Here is an 18,442-nt window from a genome sequence, read left to right on the forward strand (position 1 = left end):
GGGGCGTGCGCGCCGGAACGCCGACCTTACAACGACCCTCCGGCCGCGCCGTCGGATCCGCCGGCCGGGGGCCACGCCGAAGGAGGGATCTCCGATGGACACCACCCCCGAGGCCGGAGCCGTGCGCGCCGGCCCGCGCCAGTGGGCCGGACTGGCCGTGCTGGCCCTGCCCACCCTGCTGCTGTCGCTCGACATGAGCGTCCTGTACCTCGCCCTGCCGCACCTGAGCGAGGAGTTGGGCGCCACCGCCACCCAGCAACTGTGGATCACCGACGTCTACGGCTTCCTCATCGCCGGGTTCCTGGTCACCATGGGCGGCCTGGGCGACCTGGTCGGCAGGCGCAAGCTGCTGCTGATCGGCGCGGCCTGCTTCACCGTCGCCTCGGTGGCGGCCGCCTACTCCTCCAGCGCCGAGATGCTGATCGTCTCCCGCGCGCTGCTCGGCGTCGCCGGGGCCACGCTGATGCCCTCCACCATGGCGCTGCTCGGCAACATGTTCCCCGACCCCCGGCAGATGGGCACCGCCATCGCCGTCTGGATGAGCTGCTTCATGGGCGGCATGGCGCTCGGGCCGCTCGTCGGCGGGCTGATGCTGCAGCGGTTCTGGTGGGGCTCGGTGTTCCTGCTGGCCATCCCCGTCATGGCGCTGCTGCTCATCGCCGGGCCGCTGCTGCTGCCCGAGTACCGTGACCCCGCGGGCGGGCGTGTCGACCTGGTCAGCGTGGTGCTGTCCCTGGCCACCATCCTGCCGTTCGTCTACGGGCTCAAGGAGCTCGCCAAGCACGGCTGGGAGCCGCAGTACCTCCTGTCCATCGCGGTGGGCATCGTCGTCGGCGTGTTCTTCGTGCGCAGGCAGCGGACCCTGGAGACGCCGCTGCTGGACCTGCGGCTGTTCGCGCACCGCACGTTCCGCGCCGCACTGATGATCATGGTGCTGGGCGGGGCCGCCAGCGGCAGCTTCTTCCTCGTCAGCATGTTCCTCCAGACCGTGAAGGGCATGTCGCCGCTGGAGGCGGGGCTCTGGCTGGTGCCGTCGACGGGTGCGACCATCGCCAGCGTCATGCTGGCCCCGGTCATCGCGCGGCGGTTCCGCCCCGGCCACGTCATCGCCGCCGGCCTGGCCGTCACCGCGGTGGGTTACCTGATGCTGAGCCAGGTGGACGGCTCCACCGGGATGGCCTTCGTCCTGACCGGCCTCATCGTCGGCGCCGTCGGCGCCGGCCCCATGGGGGCGCTCGGCACCGGCCTGATCTTCACGTCCGTCCCGCCGGAGAAGACCGGCGCGGCCTCGGCGATCTCCGAGACCGGCGGCGAGTTCGGGATCGCGTTCGGCGTCGCCGTGCTGGGCAGCGTCGGCGCCGCCGTGTACGGCAGCCAGATCACCGTTCCCGCCCAGGTCCCGGCCGAGGCGGCCGCCGCCGCCCGGGAGGGCATCGCCGGCGCCGTCGGCGCGGCCGAGCAGGTGGGCGGCACCCTCGGGGCCGAGCTGCTCACCGCCGCCCGCGAGGCGTTCACCACCGCGATGAACTCCGCCACCGGAACCAGCGCCGCGCTGGCCCTGGCGCTGGCCGTCGTGGCGGCGGTCGCACTCGGGCACGTGCCGCCCACCGGCCAGGCCGAGGCCGCGGAGGCGGCCGAGGGCGGGCCGGAGCAGGCCGGGGACGCCGCCGCGACCGCCCAGGACGGGCGGGCCGGCGAGCACTCCGCGCCCGCCGGAGTCGCCGCCGAGGCCGCGAACGCCTCCGGCTGACCCCGGAACCGCCCGGCGGCCACGGCACCCCGTGGCCGCCGCAGGCGCGCGAGGACCGTGGACCGCCACGGCCCGGAGCCGCCACGCCGCACCCGTCGGCGTGGCGGCTTTTCCATGCGGCCCCGGGGGTCCGGCTCCCGGGCCCTCATGATCTCCCTGCCATTTCGTATTCGGAATTGCTGACTTACCGGATCGCATTCCCGGACACTTTCCGGGCGGCGCGGATGGAAATAGCCTTGGAATGTGGCGCCATGCCGGGGCGGAATTCCCATCCGCCGGCGGCGTCGTATTCCCCGCATATCTTCTCATGGTGTTCCGGCACCTCGACCAGCTCCATCACGAAACTCGGGAGACATCCGTGGAAAGACGCTGCCCCGTCCTCGACACCACCGGCCGAGACCTCCACGGGGAGACGGACCGCCTGCGTGAGCTCGGCCCCGCCGTCCCCGTCCAGCTCCCCGGCGGCGTCATCGCGTGGTCGGTCAACCGCCACGACGTCATCAGGAAGCTGCTGACCGACCCCAACGTCACCAAGAGCGCCCGCAACCACTGGCCCGCGTTCATCAACGGCGAGATCCCGCCCGACTGGGAGATGATCAGCTGGATCGCCATGGACAACATGGTGACGGCCTACGGCAAGGACCACGTCCGGCTGCGCAGGCTGGTCGGCAAGGCGTTCACGCCGCGCCGCACCGAGGCGATCAAACCGCGCATCGAGGAGCTGACCGGCCAGCTCCTCGACGCCCTGGCCGCCGTCCCGCCCGGCGAGGTCGTGGACCTGCGCCAGCACTTCGCCTACCCGCTTCCGGCCCGCCTGGTGGCCGACCTGATCGGCATGTCCGAGGAGGCCCGGGTCGAGACCGCCAAGGTCATCGACATGATGGTGGACACCACCGTCACCCCCGAGCAGGCCCAGGCCATCCTGATGGGCTGGCGCGGCGCGATGGAGGAGCTCATCGCCGAGAAGCGCCGCAACCCGGGTGAGGACATCACCAGCGACCTGGTGGCCGCCCGCGACGAGGACGGCTCCCGCCTGTCGGAGGTCGAGCTGACCGACACGATCTTCGCGATCCTCGGCGCCGGCTCCGAGACCACGATCAACTTCTTCGACAACGCCATCACCGCCCTGCTCACCCACCCCGACCAGCTGGAGCTGGTCAGGTCGGGCCGGGCGACCTGGGACGACGTCATCGACGAGACCCTGCGGGTGGAGTCGCCGCTGGCGCACCTGCCGCTGCGCTACGCCGTTACCGACATCGAGCTCGACGGCGTCACCATCCCCAAGGGCCAGCCGATCCTCGTCAACTACAGCGCGGTGGGGCGCGACCCCGCCCTGCACGGCGACGGGGCCGGTGACTTCGACATCACCCGGCAGGACAAGGAGCACCTGTCGTTCGGCCACGGCCCGCACTTCTGCCTCGGCGCCGGCATCGCCCGCGCCGTCGCGACGATCGGCCTGTCCTCGCTGTTCGAGCGGTTCCCCGGGCTGAGCCTGGCCGCGGACCGGCGGGACCTGCAGCCGCTGCCGACGTTCATCATGAACGGCCACCGCGCCCTGCCGGTGCGGCTGACCGCCCAGGTGCCCGCCGGAGCGGGCGCCCGCTGAGCGTCCCCTCGCGAGAACCCCGCGCGGCCACCGGCCGGGCCCCTCACCCGGGGGACCCGGCCGGACCCGTGCGGGGCTTCTTCCATGCCTCCCGCGGCCTCTCGGGGGCCGCGGCCGTACGCGACGATACGGAAACCCCCGCGACGCACCCGGAATCCCCGGACCTCGTGGGAGGGAGATCCCGTACCTCCGGGAAGGACTCCGGGCACATGAAAGATCCGGCCGGCGCGTGTCGCGCCGGCCGGATCTCCCGTGTGCCGTCCGCCGGAGGATTACGGACGGCGGTCCCGTCCGCCGGGGGAGACGGACGGAGGTCCGTCCCTACCTGTCGCCCCCGCCGGTCGCGCCGCTGTCGGGAAGGGCCAGCCACCAGGGGTTGGCGCGGGCCCAGGCGATCGTCCTGGCCAGGCCCTCGCGCAGGGGCGTCGCGGCCTGCCAGCCCAGGACCCGCCGCGCCTTGCCGCTGTCCGGGATGCGCCGGGGCACGTCCTCGTAGGCCGACCCCAGCTCCGCCCGGGTGTCCACCGCGACGCTCGTCGTGCCGGCGCCGGTCAGTGCCGCGACCAGCCCGGCCGCGTCACCGACGGTGGTCTCCTCCATGCTCCCCAGGTTGAACGTCTCCCCGGCGGCGGCCGGGTGGGAGGCGGCCAGCAGGGTCCCCTCGACGGCGTCCCCGACGAACGTGAAGCAGCGGGTCTGCTTGCCCCGGTCGTACACCACGACCGGGCGCCCGTTGAGCGCGCGGTGGATGTTCCGGCTCACCACGAACGCCGGCCGCTGCCGGGGGCCGTAGGCGTTGAAGTACCGCACGATCGTCGCCTCCAGCCCGTGCTGGCGGCCGAACGCGAGCGTCAGGTGCTCGGCCAGCGCCTTGGCCGAGGAGTAGGTCCAGCGGTCGGCGGAGGTCGGGCCGAGCACCCGGTCGGCCTCCTCCGACCAGGGCACGTCGGGGTTCTTGCCGAACACCTCGCTGGTGCTCGCCACCACGACCCGGGCGCCGACGGCGGCGGCCCGCTCCAGGACGTTCCTGGTGCCCTGGAAGTTGATGTCGATGACGTCGAGCGGGCGGGCGAGGTACTGGTCCACCCCGACCACGGCCGCGAGGTGGTAGACCACGTCCACCCCCCTGGTGATCGCCTCGGCGAGCCCGCCGGGGTCACGGACGTCCCCCCGGACGTGCCGGGCGTGCTCCCGGGCGACCCGCTGGTCGTCTGGGAGCGGGCCGCTGTCGAAGACCGTCACCTCGTCGCCCCGGCCGACGAGCCGCTCCACCAGGTGGCTTCCCACGAACCCCGAGCCGCCGGTGACGACGGCGCGTACCGGGCTCACCGCCCGATCCCGCGGTAGACGTACCCCAGCCGCCGCAACTCGGCGATCTTCTCCTTGGGGTAGTAGGCCCGGCCGTCCAGCAGCAGGCACGAGGGCGCCACGGGCAGCGCCGCGAAGTCGATGTCGCGGAACGCCCGGTGCATGGCCAGGACCGCGACGCAGTCGGCGCCGCGCACCGCCTCCTCCAGGCTCCCGGCCGGCCGCAGCTCCAGCTGCTCCTCGGCCTGGACCGGGTCGACCAGCGGGTCGAACGCGCGGACCTGGACGCCGGCCTTGCGCAGGGCCGTGACGACGCCCTCCACCGGCGTCGCCCGCAGGTCGCCGGTGTCGTTCTTGAACGCCAGCCCCAGGATGGCGACCGTGCAGTCCGCGGGCTCCTTGCCGAGCCGCAGCAGCTCGTCGACGACGAGCTGCGTCGTGTACTCCGGCATCGCGGTGTTGACCTCGCGGCCGAGCGGCGCCGTACGGATCTCCACCCCGCGCGTGCGGGCGGTGTGCCAGACCATCCACGGGTCCTTCACCAGGCAGGAGCCGCCGACCCCGATGCTGGGCAGCAGGATGTTGACGTTGCCCGTGCCCTTGGGGACCGTGTTGGCCGCCGCGATCACGTCCAGCACGTCCACGTCGAACGGCGCGCAGAACTTGGCGAGCTCGTTGGCGAGCGCGATGTTCAGGTCGATCCACCAGTTGTCCGCGAGCTTCACGATCTCGGCGGTCTCCGGGGAGGCGACCGGGATGACGTCCACGCCCAGGCCACCCCGCCAGAACGCCGACGCGGCCAGCGTGCTGTCCTCGTTCACCCCGCCCACGGTGATGGGCAGCGCGCGCAGCTCGCGCAGCGCGGTGCCCTCGGCGAAGCGCTCGGGAGAGAAGGCGAGCCCGAAGTGCTCGCCGGCGCGCAGCCCGCTCCGCTCCAGCAGCGGACGCACCAGATCCCTGGTGGTACCCGGCGGGACGGTGCTCTTGACCACCACCAGCTGTCCCTCCCGCAGGTGGGAGGCCAGCCGGGCGCAGGCGGCGCGCAGGTGGTCGTCGAACAGCGAGCCGTCGGGGTGGACCGGGGTGCTGACCGCGATGAGCACGACGTCCGCGGCGCGGACGGCGGAGTAGTCGGTGGTGGCCGTCAGCCGCCCGCCGGCCGCGGCGTCCGCGATCAGCTCGGCCAGGCCCTTCTCCTGGTAGCGGCAGTGGCCGCCGGCCAGCTCGTCGACCAGGTCGGCGTTGATGTCCACGCCCGTGACGTCCCAGCCGCGGTCGGCCAGGAGCGCCGCGATGCACGAGCCGACATAGCCGAGCCCCACGATCGCGACTTTCGGGTCTTGCCGGTCGGGTAGGAAACGCATCGACGCTCCTATCGGAAGAAATAATGAGAATTGATTTCCGTGGTCAGGGCGCGCCTGTTTCGTTTCCGTCCGTCGATCGCCCTGGCATGCGTCTTCTAGCGCATCGTCATTCTTGGCGGTCCCGCGCCGCATCTCCTGGAGTGCGAGATGGGAGGGGGTGCGGACGGGCGGGAAACCCGGCAATCCACAAGATGCGCGGCCCGGCCGCCGTGGCGAATGCTGAGGCGGTGCGGCCGGAAAGGCGTCCCTCCGCGCCCGGCGCCCGCGGCCTCCGTGGCCTCTGCGGGCCGCGGCCGGTGCCGTCCTCCCGCGCCGCGGCCGCCATGCCGACGGGCCCCGGCACCCGCCGATCGAGACAAGGACCGTACATGAACGATCACAAGGCTCTGATCCTGGACGAGGTCCGCAAGTATCACCAGGACGTCCAGACCAGCGGGGAGTTCGTTCCCGGGGTCACCGAGATCTGGCCGACCGGCGCGGTGCACGACGTCGAGGACCGGGTGGCGCTGGTCGAGGCCGCCCTGGACCTGCGCGTGGCGGCCGGGAGCCGGGCGCGTAAGTTCGAGTCGGTCTTCGCCCGGAAGGTCAAGCGGCGCAAGGCCCTGCTGACGAACTCCGGCTCCTCGGCCAACCTCCTCATCGTCTCGGCCCTGATGTCCCAGAAGCTGGGGGACATGCGCCTGCGGCCGGGCGACGAGGTGATCACCGTCGCGGCGGCCTTCCCCACCACGGTGAACCCGATCCTGCAGAACGGCCTGGTCCCGGTCTTCGTGGACGTGGAGCTCGGCACGTACAACCCCACCGTGGAGGCCGTGGAGCGGGCGATCGGGCCGAAGACGCGGGCGATCATGATCGCGCACACCGTCGGCAACCCGTTCCCGGTGGCGGAGATGGCGCGGCTCGCCACCGAGCACGACCTCTTCCTCATCGAGGACAACTGCGACGCCCTGGGCTCGAAGTACGACGGCGAGCCGACCGGCACCTTCGGCGACATGGCCTCCATCAGCTTCTACCCGGCGCACCACATGACGATGGGGGAGGGCGGCTGCGTCGTCACGTCCAACCTGGCCTTCGCCCGCATCGTGGAGTCGCTGCGCGACTGGGGGCGCGACTGCTGGTGCGAGCCCGGCGAGAGCAACACCTGCCTCAAGCGCTTCAGCTACCAGATGGGCACGCTGCCGGAGGGCTACGACCACAAGTACATCTACTCGCACGTCGGCTACAACCTGAAGATCACCGAGCTGCAGGCCGCCCTCGGCCTGAGCCAGCTCGACAAGATCGACGAGTTCTGCGCCGCGCGGCGGCGCAACTGGCGCCGGCTGCGCGAGGGACTCGACGGCGTCCCGCACCTGGTGCTCCCCGAGGCGACCCCGCGCAGCGACCCGAGCTGGTACGGCTTCGTCCTCACCGTGGACCCGCAGGCCCCGTTCGGCGCCAAGGAGCTGGTGGACTTCCTGGAGGACCGGAAGATCGGCACCCGCCGGCTGTTCGCGGGCAACATCATCCGGCACCCCGCCTACACCGACCGGGAGTACCGGATCGTCGGGGAGCTCACCAACACCGACGTCATCACCACCCAGACGTTCCACATCGGCGTCTACCCCGGCCTCACCGACGAGATGATCGACTACGTCGTCTCCTCCATCAAGGAGTTCGTGCGGGCGCGCGGATGACCGGCCGCGCCGGGCCCGGCGGCACGCGCCGCTGACCGGCCGCGCCGGGTCCGGCGGTCCGTACCGCCGACCGGCTTCGCCGGGCCCGGCCGCCCCGGCCTCCTCGCGGGGTCCTGACGCCCCAGGCCACCAGGTAAGCGATGTTCCAAGGGAGACCGCCAATGCGCGTAATGCTCAGCGTCTGGCCGCAGACGTGCCACCTCTACCCCGCCATCCCCTACGCCCAGGCGCTGCAGCTCGCCGGGCACGAGGTCTGCGTCGCCTGCCCCCCGGGCGCCGCCGACGACATCGTCGCCGCCGGTCTGACCGCCGTCGTCTGCGGCGAGCCCGACACCGACGGCTGGCTCCGGGACGACATCCACCCCAAGGCCGACGAGATGGAGCGCCTGGCCGCGCTGCTGGAGATCCCCGCCGCCGAGCGCGACAACTGGGACGTCTTCTTCCAGTACTACATGATGGCCGTCCGCTTCCACCTGCCCTCGCGGCCCAGCAAGCAGAACGAGGCGCTGGTCGAGTTCGCCCGCTCCTGGAAGCCCGACCTCGTCCTGTGGGACCCCTGGTTCCCCGCCGGGGCCGTGGCGGCCCGCGCCTGCGGCGCCGCGCACGCGCGGGTGCTGATGGGCCCCGACTACAGCGGCTGGGCCGTCGAGAGGTTCGCCGCGCACGCCGGCCGTACCGGCGCCGAGCGGGCGGTGAACCCGCTGGCCGAGGCGGTGCGCCCGCTCGCCGCCCACTACGGCGTCGAGGTGGACGACGAACTGCTGGTCGGCCAGTGGACCATCGACCCCATGCCCGCGGAGATGCGGCTGTCCGCCGGCATCGCCTCGCTGCCGGTCCGCTGGAGCCCCTACAACGGCGGCGGCGTCAAGCCGGCCTGGCTGTACGGCAGGCCCGAGCGGCCCCGCCTGGCGCTGTCGGTCGGCCTGTCGACCCGCGCGTACCACAAGGGGGAGTGGCGCACCCCCAAGATCCTGGAGGCGGTCGCGGACCTGGACGTCGAGGTGGTCGCCACCCTCAACGCCGACCAGCTCGAAGGCGTCGGCGCCATCCCCGCCAACGTGCGCACCGTCGACTACGTCCCGCTCGTCCAGCTCCTGCCGACCTGCTCGGCGAGCATCAACCACGGCTCCAGCGGCACCTTCTGGGCCTCGGTGGCCGCCGGACTGCCGCAGATCGTCACCGACACCGACGAGGCCCAGCGGATCGTCGTCGCCGACGGCGAGAACGCCAAGATGGCCGAGCGGCACATCCTCTCCAAGGTGGCGGCCCGCTACGTCGAGTCCCGCCGGGCGGGCCTGCGGCTGAACCACCAGACGCAGTCCGTCGAGGAGGTCAGGGCGCAGATCGTCGCGGTGCTGGAGGACCCGGCCTACCGCGCCGGCGCCGACGCCGTCCACGGCGAGTGGCTGGCCAAGCCGGGACCGGGCGAGATCGTCGCGGACCTGGAGAAGCTCACCGCCGCACACCGGCGGCGCTGACGACCCACCGGAGGGGCCGGGGCGGAAACGATCCGCCCCGGCCCTTCTCGCGTGCGCGGGGGCCGGGCCGTACGGGGAGGGCCGCCGTGTGCGGGGCCGCGCGGAGGTCCGGCCGTGCGCGGGGATCGCCGTGCGCGGGGTCGCGCGGGCGGGACCGCGCGGAGAGCCGGGCGCACGCGAAGGGTCCCGGACGCCGTCCGCGCCCGGGACCCTTCCCGATCTTCCAGCTCTCCGGCCGGAGCCGGCGGGACGTCACCCGTTGAGCCGCACGACCGCCTCCATGTCGGCCGCCGAGTAGTCGCGGCCGGCCGCGGCCTCGCTGAACGCCTCCACGCTGAGGCTGTGGGTGGGGCTGTTCTCCGGGTCGCGGAACCCGGAGGTCTGCGCGTACTCGTTGTAGATGTCCAGCAGCCGCTGCGCCTCGACGTCGGCGAAGGCGAAACGCTCCTGCGGGTCGGCGTCGTGGGCCAGGATGTCGCCCATGGCGCGGGTCATGACGTCCTGGTTGCCGGCGAAGTCACCGAAGATGGCGCCCTCCGACGCCGGCACCTTCCCGGCGAGCTCCGGCCGCCGCCGCACGGCGCCGGCCGGGAACCTCATGACGTGGTCGTAGGCCACCCGGTGGCGGGGGTGCCGGTCGAACCAGCCCTCCTCCTCCAGCAGCGCGGCCGCGGAGTAGGTCAGCGGCAGGAAGCTGTTGGCCCGGTGCCGCTCGGCGGCGTACTCCGGGTTGTGCAGGTACTGCAGGAACGCCAGCGCCCCCTCCTGGGTCGCCTCGTCCAGACCGTTGGCCAGCCACAGGGACGTCCCGGCGATCGCGTTGCCGACGTAGGGCACCCGGTCGTCGTACGGGAAGATCCCGACCTCCATCTCGAAGTCGTTGTCCTCCGCGGCCCGGTGCATGTAGTTCACGTCGTTGGAGGAGGAGATGCGGATCGCCACGTCCTGCTCGGCGAAGGCCCGCAGCGTCCCGGCCCAGTCGGGGATCTTGCCGGTGTAGAGGTAGTGGCCGTCGCGGTGCAGCTTCTTCCACCACGTCGCCCAGGCGATCATCTCCGGCGAGCCCATGGTGGAGGTCGTGGCCCGGCCGGCGCGGCCGTTGTGGTTGTCGACGAGCAGACCGCCCTGCGACGCCACCGCCTGCTGGATGAACGTGCCGTGGTTGGACCAGGTGATGGCGTGCGAGGGGCCGTCCTTCGTCGCGGCGACCGCCCGGCAGACCTCCTCGACCTCCTCCCAGGTCTCCGGCAGCTTCGTCACCCCGGCCCGGCGCAGCAGCCCCTTGTTGGCGTACAGCAGGCTCGTGGTGGCCACCGTCGGCATCGAGTCGAGGTCGCCCTGGTAGGTGTAGTAGTCGCGGATCGGCGGGATGATGTCGTCGATCACGACGGGCTCGCCGAGGATCTCCGTACGGCCGCCGATGGCCTTCTGCACCGAGGTGAACAGCGGGCTGCCGTCCTGAGCCAGGGAGTCGCGGGCCGCCTGGGTCATGTAGAAGTAGTACTCCGAGATCGCCGGGGTGCGGCCCTCGGCCGCCGCCTCCGCGACCTGGCGGGGGAACCGCCAGAAGTCCTTGCCGTGCACCCGCACCTCGTACTCGGGGTGGGCCCGCTCGAAGTCCTCGCCCTGCTTGTACCAGCGGTCCATCCAGCCGGGGAAGGTCAGGTCCGGCACCCACACCTCGATGGGAATCCTGCGTTTCATGAGCCCTCTCTCTGCTTACGTGGCTTTCATGGCGCGCGGCCGTGGCACGGACCGGCCCGCGGCCGACCGGCGTCCGGCCCGCGCGCCGGTGAACGGAGATGCGCACAGGAAGGTCGCGGAAACGGACCGGGAAAGGGCCCGCCCAGCGTCCATGATTTGCCGCCCTGGGAACGTCCGCATCTCCGTGGTTGCGGAAGAGGCCGCCGTCGTCCCCGGGGTGGAGGTGGGTCCAGGGGATCGGACGGGGAATCCGCCGGAAGAAAAATGCCGGCGGGATGTCGAGAACCCGGGTGCGGCTCCGTCCCCGGAGTGAACACGGCCACAATGGGGGCCGTACCGTACCGAGGAGAACACGATGGCCAAGTACCTGCTTCTCAAGCACTACCGGGGCGGGCCGGCGGCGGTCAACGACGTGCCGATGGACCGGTGGACGCCGGAGGAGGTCTCCGCGCACGTGCAGTACATGCGGGACTTCGCCGACCGCCTGGAGGGCACCGGTGAGTTCGTCGACGGCCAGGCGCTCTCCCCTGAGGGGACGTTCGTCCGCTACGACGGCGAGGGGCGCCCGCCGGTCACCGACGGCCCGTTCGCGGAGACCAAGGACCTGATCGCCGGCTGGATGGTGATCGACGTCGAGACCTACGAGCGGGCGCTGGAGCTGGCCGCCGAGCTGTCCGCGGCGCCGGGCGCGGGCGGGAAGCCGATCCACGAGTGGCTGGAGCTGCGGCCGTTCCTGGCCGAGCCCCCGACCATCACGGAGTGACACACCGTGGACGAGGCGCTGCTGCGAACCCTCACCCCGGCGGTGATCGGCGTTCTCGTCCGTCGCGGAGCGGACTTCGCGGCGGCCGAGGACGCCGTGCAGGACGCCCTGGTCGAGGCCGTGCGCGTCTGGCCGCGGGACCCGCCGCGGGACCCCAAGGGCTGGCTGGTCACCGCGGCCTGGCGCAAGTTCCTCGACGCCGCCCGCGCCGACGTCTCCCGCCGGCACCGCGAGGCGCGCGTCGAGGACGAGCCCGTGCCCGGTCCGGCCGGGACGACGGACGACACGCTCCAGCTGTACTTCCTGTGCGCGCACCCGTCCCTGACGCCGGCCTCGGCCGTCGCGCTCACGCTGCGCGCGGTCGGCGGCCTGACCACGCGTCAGATCGCGCGGGCGTACCTCGTGCCGGAGGCGACCATGGCCCAGCGGATCAGCAGGGCCAAGAGGACCGTCTCCGGCGTCCGGTTCGACCGGCCCGGTGACGTCGCCACGGTGCTGCGCGTGCTCTACCTGGTCTTCAACGAGGGCTACTCCGGCGACGTCGACCTCGCCGCCGAGGCGATCCGGCTCACCCGCCGGCTGGCGGCCCAGGTCGACCACGAGGAGGTCGCGGGCCTGCTCGCGCTCATGCTGCTCCACCACGCGCGGCGTGCGGCGCGGACCGGCCCCGGCGGCAGGCTCGTGCCCCTCGCCGAGCAGGACCGCGGCCTGTGGGACACCCGCCTCATCGCCGAGGGCGTGAAGGTGCTCCAGGCGGCCCTCGGCCGCGACCGGCTGGGCGAGTTCCAGGCCCAGGCCGCCATCGCCGCGCTCCACGCCGACGCCCCGGTGGCGGAGGAGACCGACTGGGTGCAGATCGTCGAGTGGTACGACGAGCTGGTGCGCCTCACCGGCAGTCCGGTGGCCCGCCTCAACCGGGCCGTCGCGGTCGGGGAGGCCGACGGCCCGCGGGCCGGGCTGGCCGCCCTGGCGGAGCTCGACCCCGCCCTGCCCCGCCACACGGCCGTCGAGGCGTACCTGCGCGAGCGGGACGGCGACCTGGCGACCGCGGCGCGGCTCTACGCCGAGGCCGCCCGGTCGGCGTCCAGCCTCCCCGAACGCGACCACCTCACGCGGCAGGCCGCCCGGCTCAACGCGCGACTGCGCGTCTGAACGGCGGCCCGATCCGGCACGCGGCCACCTGACCACCCGGCTACGCGGTCGCCCGGTCGCCCGGTCGCGTGGTCAGGCGGTCGCGTGGTCGCGCGGCGCGGCGCGACCGCCCGGTCCGTGTGGCCGGAACGCGGCGCCGCACGCCGGGAGATGCCCGGTCCCGGAACCCGGTGTGATGCTGAAGGGCGTCGTCCGCCACCGCGCCCGCGGCGGCGTTCCACGCCGGAACCGCGGTACGGACCTCCGCGCCCGCGGCGGCGTCCCGCGCCGGACCCGCGGGATGGACCTCGCGAAAGGACCGCAATGAGCGTTGACAGCACGTACCGGACCGGCACCCGTGGGACCGCCGGTGCCCTGGTGGAGGAGTTCGCCGCCGCGCCGGACGCCGGGGTGCGGGAGGCGTACCGGCGGCTGGTCGAGGCGGTGTGGGACGGCGGCACGCTGACCGGCCTCGCGCTGCCCGCCGCCTCCGAGATCGTGGACGGCCTGGACCGGGCCGGCGACGACCGGGCCGGCCTGCTGGCCGTGCTGCTCGGGCTGCTCGCCGAGGCCGAGGCGTACGTCCCGGACAGCCCGGTGCGCGCCGCCGTACGGCGGGGCATGGACCGCTACCTGGACCTGCTGGACCGCTGCGGGCCCGACGAGCCGCTGGCACAGGGGCTGATCTACCTCCTCGCGCACTTCCCCGAGGACCGCGACCGGATCCTCACCCAGGTCTCCAGGCTGGAGCTGCCGGCCGACGACCTGTCGCGGCTGGACCGCTGCCTGCGCGAGCTGGACCCGGCCGACCCCGACCTGGGCCGGGTGTGGCCGGCGCCGTCGGTGTGGCGGCTCACCGACGAGGAGAAAGCCTTCGACAGGGCGTGGATCGCCTCGCTGAGCCCCGAGCAGATCACGGTGAACTGGCGCAACGACACCCGCAACGTCTGGGCCTACATGGGCGCCAAGGCGTACTGGACGGTGCGTGACGGCGTGCCCGCCGCGATCCCCCGCGTGCCGCACCCCGCCGACACCGGAGCCACCGTGCCGCCCGCCGCCGAGGCCGGGCCGGAGCTGCTGCGCCCGCACGCCGCCGCGTTCCGCTGCCCCGCCTGCCACGACCGCCTGGACTTCGGCGCCGACGACGCCGGCGGCGTCCGCTGCGAGCGCTGCGCGGTGACCTACCCCGTCACCCGGGGCATCCTCGACCTGACCGAGGGCATCAGCGACGCCGCCGCCGGAACCGGCGACGAGGCGTCGGCCAACCTGCTGCGCAAGCTCGCCGAGATGCCCACCATGGGCCTCTACTACGAGGCCCTCATGCGACCGGAGTTCCTGCGGGTCGCCGGGTCCAACTGGGACTCCGCCGTGACGCCCGCCTCCGAGGACGCCTACATCTCCTCGCACGTGCGCCCCGTCGACGGCCCGGTGCTGGACCTGGCGGCCGGCGCGGGCCGCTGGACCGGCGTCATCGCCCAGGCGGTCGGCTCCGAGCGGCTGGTCGCCCTCGACATGGGCCTGCCGATGCTGAGCACGCTGCGCGGCAAGCTGCCCGAGGTGCCGGCCGTACGGGCCAGCGCGCTCGCGCTGCCGTTCGAGGACGCGAGCCTGGGCGCGGTGGTCTGCTGGAACGCCCTCCAGGCGTTCCCCGACGACGCCGGTACGGCCATCGCCGAGGTGGGCCGCTGCCTGCGCCCCGGCGGCACCTTCACGCTGATGACGTTCGTGTGGGACACCGACCCCGTCTACCGGCACTTCCAGGCCGCCCACTCCTTCCCCGGCCGCCCCGCCGGAATGCTGCTGTTCGAGGCCGAGCAGCTGCGGACCTGGCTGGCCGAGGCGGGGATGGTCGTCCGCGAGGAGTCGGGCAGCGGGACGTTCGTCTTCATCACCGCCGAGCGCGCGGCCTGAGCCGGGAAGGAGAGCCGCACGTGACCACCGACGTCACCACCGCCGCCGAGGCCCCCGGCCCCGCCGCCGACGTCACCACAGCCGCCGGTCTCACCGCCGCCGCCGGGACCACCGGGGACGCCGTCGCCCGCCCCGGTGAGCCCGGCTACGACGCCGCGACCGCCGTGTTCAACCTGGCCGCGCCGCCCCGCCCGGCGGCGGCGGTCGTCGTGCGGACCGTCGAGGACGTCCGCGCGGCCATCCGCCTCGCCGACGCCGAGGGACTGTCGCTGCGGGTGCACACCACCGGCCACTCCGCCCCCGCCGCCCGGCCCATGCGCGACGCCCTGCTGATCCGCACCGAGATGGACGGCGCGGTGGAGGTGGACCCGGTCCGCCGCGTCGCCCGCATCCCCGCCGGAACGCGCTGGGGCGTCGTGGCCAAGGCCGCGGCGCCGTACGGCCTGGCCGTCGCGCACGGCTCGTCCCCGACAGTCGGCGTCGTCGGCTACCTGCTGGGTGGCGGCCTGAGCTTCTACGGCCGCAAGGTCGGCCTGGCCGCCAACGGCGTCCGCGCCGTCGACCTGGTCACCGCCGACGGCGAGCTGCGCCGGGTGGACCTCTCGTCCGACCCGGACCTGTTCTGGGCCCTGCGCGGCGGAGGCGGCGGCTTCGGCGTCGTCACCGCCGTCGAGGTGAAGCTGTTCCCCGCCGCCCAGGTGGTCACGGGAACGACCTGCTGGCCCGCGGCCCACGCCCCCGGGCTGCTGCGGGCCTGGCGCCGCTGGACCCTGGACGCGCCCCCGGAGGCGACGACCTCCGTACGGGTGCTGAACCTGCCGAAGATCCCCGACGTGCCGCCCATGCTGTCGGCGGGTCCCATCCTGTGCGTGGACGGCGCGGTGCTCGCCGAGACCGGCGACGACGTGGCCGCCGCGCGGCGGTACGCCGACGAACTGCTCGGCCCGCTGCGCGCCGTCGCCGAGCCGGTGCTCGACACCTGGCAGCTCACCGAGCCGGTGAACCTCCTCGACACGCACATGGACCCCTCCGACCCGGTCGCCGTCATCGGCGACCACATGCTGCTGGGCGACCTAGGCGACGACGGGATCGACGCGCTGCTGCGGGTGGTCGGCGAGGGCTCCGGCTCACCGCTGATCTCCGCCGGCCTGCGCCAGCTCGGCGGCGCTTACGCCAGGTCCCACCCGCAGGGCGGCGCGCTCGACCGCCTCGACGCCCCCTACGCGTACTCGGGCGGAGGGGTGCCGGACCTCACCGGCACCGCCGAGGCCATCACCCGGCACATCGCGACCGTCCGGGAGGCGCTCGCCCCCTGGGACACCGGGTGGACGACGCCGACGTTCGTGGAGTCGCACGCGCAGCCGCAGCGGCACCTCTCCGACGCCCGGATCGCCGCCGCCGACCTGGTCCGCCACCGGGTGGACCCGGCGGGCCGCTTCCGCGACGACATCATGCCCGGCGCCACCAGGCTGGCCTGAGCGCCGCCGCGCCGTACGAGAGGCGCGGAGGCACAGGGGACGGGAAAGCACAGGCCGCTCCACCCGGGTCATCCGATCCGGGTGGAGCGGTTTTCCGGTCTCCGGGGCCTCCCGGTCTCCGGGGCCTTCCGGAACACGTGAACCGCCGGGTCCGGCCGTCCTGGGACGGTCTTCCGGCGTCCGGGGGCGGATCGACGGGGGCGAAGGGCGCGGGGCACGCGAAGGGCGGACCGGGGTGTCCCGGTCCGCCCTGGGCAGGCGGCGCGGACGGTCAGCCGGCGGGCTTGACCGCCCAGATGACCCGGTTGTACAGCTCCACCGGCGCGGTGGGAACGATCGTGACCTGCTCGAAGCCGGCCGCGACCAGGTGGTCCCGCCAGAACTCCGGCGTGGTGAGGATCTCGCCGTCCTCGCGCATGAAGCGGGGGAGCAGGTCCACCTGCAGCAGCATGCGCTCGAAGCAGGCGTTGAGGAGGTAGTGCCGCGCCTTGGCGGTCAGCAGGTCCAGGATGTCGAGCGCGCGCTCCCGGTCGCCGGGCTCGCCCATGACCCGGCAGAACTGGTCGGCGTTGATGAAGCGCCCGCCGGGCCGCAGGACGCGGAAGAGCTCGGCGGCGGAGGCCGCGTAGGTGTCCAGCTCCAGGTGGTGCAGGGCGAAGCTGCTGATCACGACGTCGAAGCTGTCGTCGGGGAACTGGGAGAGGTCCTGCACCACGCCGTCGGTGAACGTCACGTCCGGGTCGGCGGCGAACTTCTCCAGCGCGGCCGCGACCATCGTCGGGGCGGGGTCGAGACCGACGATCCGGGCCCCGGGCAGCGCCTCACGGCACAGCGAGGTGAGCCGGCCCGTGCCCGATCCGACGTCCAGCAGGTCCGTGGCGCCGGGGGGCAGCAGCCCGACCGCGGTGGACAGCAGTTCCACGTTGGAGGCGTCGGTGTTCAGCACCTTGTCGTAGTCGATCGCGACGTCGTTCCAGTGCGTCTTCGAGGTCTCGGACGTGATGGTCATTTAGGCTCCACACTTTCCTTTGAGGGGGACGGGAGTGGTCTGCGGAGACGGGGTGGCCGGAGGCGCGGGGTCCACGGGGGCGTCCCAGATGGACAGATACCGCTCGCCGCTGTCCGGCAGGATCGTGACGATCGTGGCCCCGGCCCACCGCTCCCGGCCCGCCAGGACCCGGGAGGCGTGGACGGCGGCGCCCGAGGAGATCCCCGCGAACAGGCCGGAGTGGCGGGCGAGGTCGCGGGCCGTGCCGATCGCGTCCCCGTCGGTCACGGTGATCACCTCGTCGATGCAGGTGACGTCGGTGACCGGGTTGACGAAGCCGCCGCCGATGCCGGGGATGCGGTGCGGGCCCCGCTCGCCGCCGGACAGGACCGGCGAGCCCGCCGGCTCGACGGCGACGACGTGGACGTCGCCCTGCTCCTTGAGGTATCGGGCGACGCCGGTCAGCGTGCCGCCGGTCCCCACGGCGCAGACGAACACGTCCACCGAGCCGCCGCAGGCGTTCCAGATCTCCGGCCCGGTCGTCTCGTAGTGGGCCGCCACGTTCGCCGGGTTGCGCTCCTGGCCGACGAGGAACGAGCCGGGGATGGACCGGTGGAGCTGCACGCCCCGCTCGATCGCGGCGAGCAGGCCCTCCTGGAACGGGGACAGCACGATCTCCGCGCCGAACGCCCGCAGGATGGCGCGCCGCTCCTCGGTGGCGTTGTCCGGCAGGACGATGACGCACCGGTGGCCGCGCGAGGCGCAGAGCGCGGCGAGCGAGATCCCGGTGTTGCCGGACGACGCCTCGATCACCGTGCCCCCGCTGGGGGGGAGGGCGCCGGAGCGCTCGGCCTCCAGGATCATCCGCAGCGCGGCCCGGTCCTTGACGCTCGACAGGGGGTTGAGCATCTCCAGCTTCGCCAGCAGCCGGACGTCCGGTGGGCAGTCGGGGAGGGCGAGCCGCAGCAGCGGGGTGCCGCCCACCAGCTCCTCCAGGGACGACACCACCGCGTGGCCGGTCGCCACGGGTGGCTGCAAACTGACGGTCATCGGGTCTCCTCGCACGTCGGAAGGATGGGAGGCCGGTCATGGGGACGGGTGACGGGCGGGGCGGAACCCGGCGGCCCGGCCCGCGTCCGTGACAGGTCCATGACGCGTCCATGGCGGGCCCGCCGCGGGCGGAGGCGGCGAGGGGGCTGAGGGGGAATGGCCGGAGCCGGTCCTCGGCACAGCGGACCCCTCCTGCCTCGCGGGGACCTGCACGATCAGCTTCCCGCCCGCCCGGCCG

14 protein-coding genes are annotated in these 18,442 nt (G+C 73.5%); 8 read left to right on the forward strand and 6 right to left on the reverse strand.

What is annotated here, in order from left to right; translation table 11 throughout:
• Positions 1 to 94 precede the first annotated feature (94 nt).
• Complete coding sequence (locus ACFYSC_RS19820) at positions 95 to 1,750, forward strand: MFS transporter (protein WP_389963365.1); 1,656 nt, start codon at positions 95 to 97, stop codon at positions 1,748 to 1,750.
• Between the two features lie 184 nt (positions 1,751 to 1,934).
• Here ACFYSC_RS19820 and ACFYSC_RS19825 read toward each other — a convergent pair whose 3' ends face one another.
• Positions 1,935 to 2,087 carry a hypothetical protein gene (locus ACFYSC_RS19825; RefSeq protein WP_362941038.1) on the reverse strand — a complete coding sequence of 51 codons (153 nt, stop codon included), beginning with the start codon at positions 2,085 to 2,087 and terminating at the stop codon, positions 1,935 to 1,937.
• A gap of 21 nt (positions 2,088 to 2,108) precedes the next feature.
• Here ACFYSC_RS19825 and ACFYSC_RS19830 point away from each other — a divergent pair, with 21 nt between their 5' ends.
• Positions 2,109 to 3,356 carry a cytochrome P450 gene (locus ACFYSC_RS19830; protein WP_389963368.1) on the forward strand — a complete coding sequence of 416 codons (1,248 nt, stop codon included), beginning with the start codon at positions 2,109 to 2,111 and terminating at the stop codon, positions 3,354 to 3,356.
• Between the two features lie 321 nt (positions 3,357 to 3,677).
• On the opposite strand, the gene ACFYSC_RS19835 is transcribed toward ACFYSC_RS19830, so the two are convergent.
• The gene (locus tag ACFYSC_RS19835) at positions 3,678 to 4,685 is read right to left on the reverse strand and encodes an NAD-dependent epimerase/dehydratase family protein (RefSeq protein WP_389963371.1); all 1,008 of its coding nucleotides are present in this window, start codon (positions 4,683 to 4,685) and stop codon (positions 3,678 to 3,680) included.
• Complete coding sequence (locus ACFYSC_RS19840) at positions 4,682 to 6,028, reverse strand: nucleotide sugar dehydrogenase (protein ID WP_362941029.1); 1,347 nt, start codon at positions 6,026 to 6,028, stop codon at positions 4,682 to 4,684. The genes ACFYSC_RS19835 and ACFYSC_RS19840 overlap by 4 nt, the downstream gene beginning before the upstream one ends.
• A 368-nt stretch (positions 6,029 to 6,396) precedes the next feature.
• Here ACFYSC_RS19840 and rfbH point away from each other — a divergent pair, with 368 nt between their 5' ends.
• The gene (gene rfbH, locus ACFYSC_RS19845; protein ID WP_362941026.1) at positions 6,397 to 7,701 is read left to right on the forward strand and encodes a lipopolysaccharide biosynthesis protein RfbH; all 1,305 of its coding nucleotides are present in this window, start codon (positions 6,397 to 6,399) and stop codon (positions 7,699 to 7,701) included.
• A gap of 161 nt (positions 7,702 to 7,862) precedes the next feature.
• The gene (locus ACFYSC_RS19850; protein WP_389963376.1) at positions 7,863 to 9,179 is read left to right on the forward strand and encodes a nucleotide disphospho-sugar-binding domain-containing protein; all 1,317 of its coding nucleotides are present in this window, start codon (positions 7,863 to 7,865) and stop codon (positions 9,177 to 9,179) included.
• 252 nt (positions 9,180 to 9,431) lie between these two features.
• Here the strand turns inward: ACFYSC_RS19850 and ACFYSC_RS19855 are convergent, their stop codons facing one another.
• Positions 9,432 to 10,883, reverse strand: a complete 1,452-nt coding sequence (locus ACFYSC_RS19855) for an extracellular solute-binding protein (protein ID WP_389963379.1) — start codon at positions 10,881 to 10,883, stop codon at positions 9,432 to 9,434.
• Positions 10,884 to 11,238: 355 nt separating this feature from the next.
• Here ACFYSC_RS19855 and ACFYSC_RS19860 point away from each other — a divergent pair, with 355 nt between their 5' ends.
• The 4 genes from ACFYSC_RS19860 (at position 11,239) to ACFYSC_RS19875 (ending at position 16,166) form a co-directional block, all read left to right on the forward strand.
• Positions 11,239 to 11,646 (forward strand): YciI family protein, encoded by a 408-nt coding sequence (locus tag ACFYSC_RS19860; RefSeq protein WP_389963382.1) that lies wholly within the window; start codon positions 11,239 to 11,241, stop codon positions 11,644 to 11,646.
• A gap of 6 nt (positions 11,647 to 11,652) precedes the next feature.
• Entirely contained in the window at positions 11,653 to 12,798 is a 1,146-nt protein-coding gene (locus tag ACFYSC_RS19865; RefSeq protein WP_389963388.1) for an RNA polymerase sigma factor, read from the forward strand.
• Positions 12,799 to 13,101: 303 nt separating this feature from the next.
• A complete protein-coding gene (locus tag ACFYSC_RS19870; RefSeq protein WP_389963391.1) occupies positions 13,102 to 14,688 on the forward strand; it encodes a class I SAM-dependent methyltransferase in 1,587 nt (528 codons plus the stop codon).
• 20 nt (positions 14,689 to 14,708) lie between these two features.
• A complete protein-coding gene (locus ACFYSC_RS19875; RefSeq protein WP_389963394.1) occupies positions 14,709 to 16,166 on the forward strand; it encodes an FAD-binding oxidoreductase in 1,458 nt (485 codons plus the stop codon).
• Positions 16,167 to 16,437: 271 nt separating this feature from the next.
• Here the strand turns inward: ACFYSC_RS19875 and ACFYSC_RS19880 are convergent, their stop codons facing one another.
• Both ACFYSC_RS19880 and ACFYSC_RS19885 read right to left on the reverse strand, forming a co-directional pair.
• Entirely contained in the window at positions 16,438 to 17,175 is a 738-nt protein-coding gene (locus ACFYSC_RS19880; RefSeq protein WP_389963397.1) for a methyltransferase domain-containing protein, read from the reverse strand.
• Positions 17,176 to 18,204 carry a PLP-dependent cysteine synthase family protein gene (locus ACFYSC_RS19885; RefSeq protein WP_389963400.1) on the reverse strand — a complete coding sequence of 343 codons (1,029 nt, stop codon included), beginning with the start codon at positions 18,202 to 18,204 and terminating at the stop codon, positions 17,176 to 17,178. It abuts the gene before it with no gap.
• Positions 18,205 to 18,442: the final 238 nt, after the last annotated feature.

Source organism: Streptosporangium sp. NPDC004379, assembly GCF_042873875.1.
In the GTDB taxonomy this organism is placed as follows: domain Bacteria; phylum Actinomycetota; class Actinomycetes; order Streptosporangiales; family Streptosporangiaceae; genus Streptosporangium.

What these genes read in the sequence shown, in the direction of transcription:
- ACFYSC_RS19820 (WP_389963365.1), top strand. Translation starts at nt 95, where the DNA reads ATGGACACCACCCCCGAGGCCGGAGCCGTGCGCGCCGGCCCGCGCCAG.
- ACFYSC_RS19825 (WP_362941038.1), bottom strand. Translation starts at nt 2,087, where the DNA reads ATGGAGCTGGTCGAGGTGCCGGAACACCATGAGAAGATATGCGGGGAA.
- ACFYSC_RS19840 (WP_362941029.1), bottom strand. Translation starts at nt 6,028, where the DNA reads ATGCGTTTCCTACCCGACCGGCAAGACCCGAAAGTCGCGATCGTGGGG.
- rfbH (WP_362941026.1), top strand. Translation starts at nt 6,397, where the DNA reads ATGAACGATCACAAGGCTCTGATCCTGGACGAGGTCCGCAAGTATCAC.
- ACFYSC_RS19850 (WP_389963376.1), top strand. Translation starts at nt 7,863, where the DNA reads ATGCGCGTAATGCTCAGCGTCTGGCCGCAGACGTGCCACCTCTACCCC.
- ACFYSC_RS19855 (WP_389963379.1), bottom strand. Translation starts at nt 10,883, where the DNA reads ATGAAACGCAGGATTCCCATCGAGGTGTGGGTGCCGGACCTGACCTTC.
- ACFYSC_RS19860 (WP_389963382.1), top strand. Translation starts at nt 11,239, where the DNA reads ATGGCCAAGTACCTGCTTCTCAAGCACTACCGGGGCGGGCCGGCGGCG.
- ACFYSC_RS19870 (WP_389963391.1), top strand. Translation starts at nt 13,102, where the DNA reads ATGAGCGTTGACAGCACGTACCGGACCGGCACCCGTGGGACCGCCGGT.
- ACFYSC_RS19880 (WP_389963397.1), bottom strand. Translation starts at nt 17,175, where the DNA reads ATGACCATCACGTCCGAGACCTCGAAGACGCACTGGAACGACGTCGCG.
- ACFYSC_RS19885 (WP_389963400.1), bottom strand. Translation starts at nt 18,204, where the DNA reads ATGACCGTCAGTTTGCAGCCACCCGTGGCGACCGGCCACGCGGTGGTG.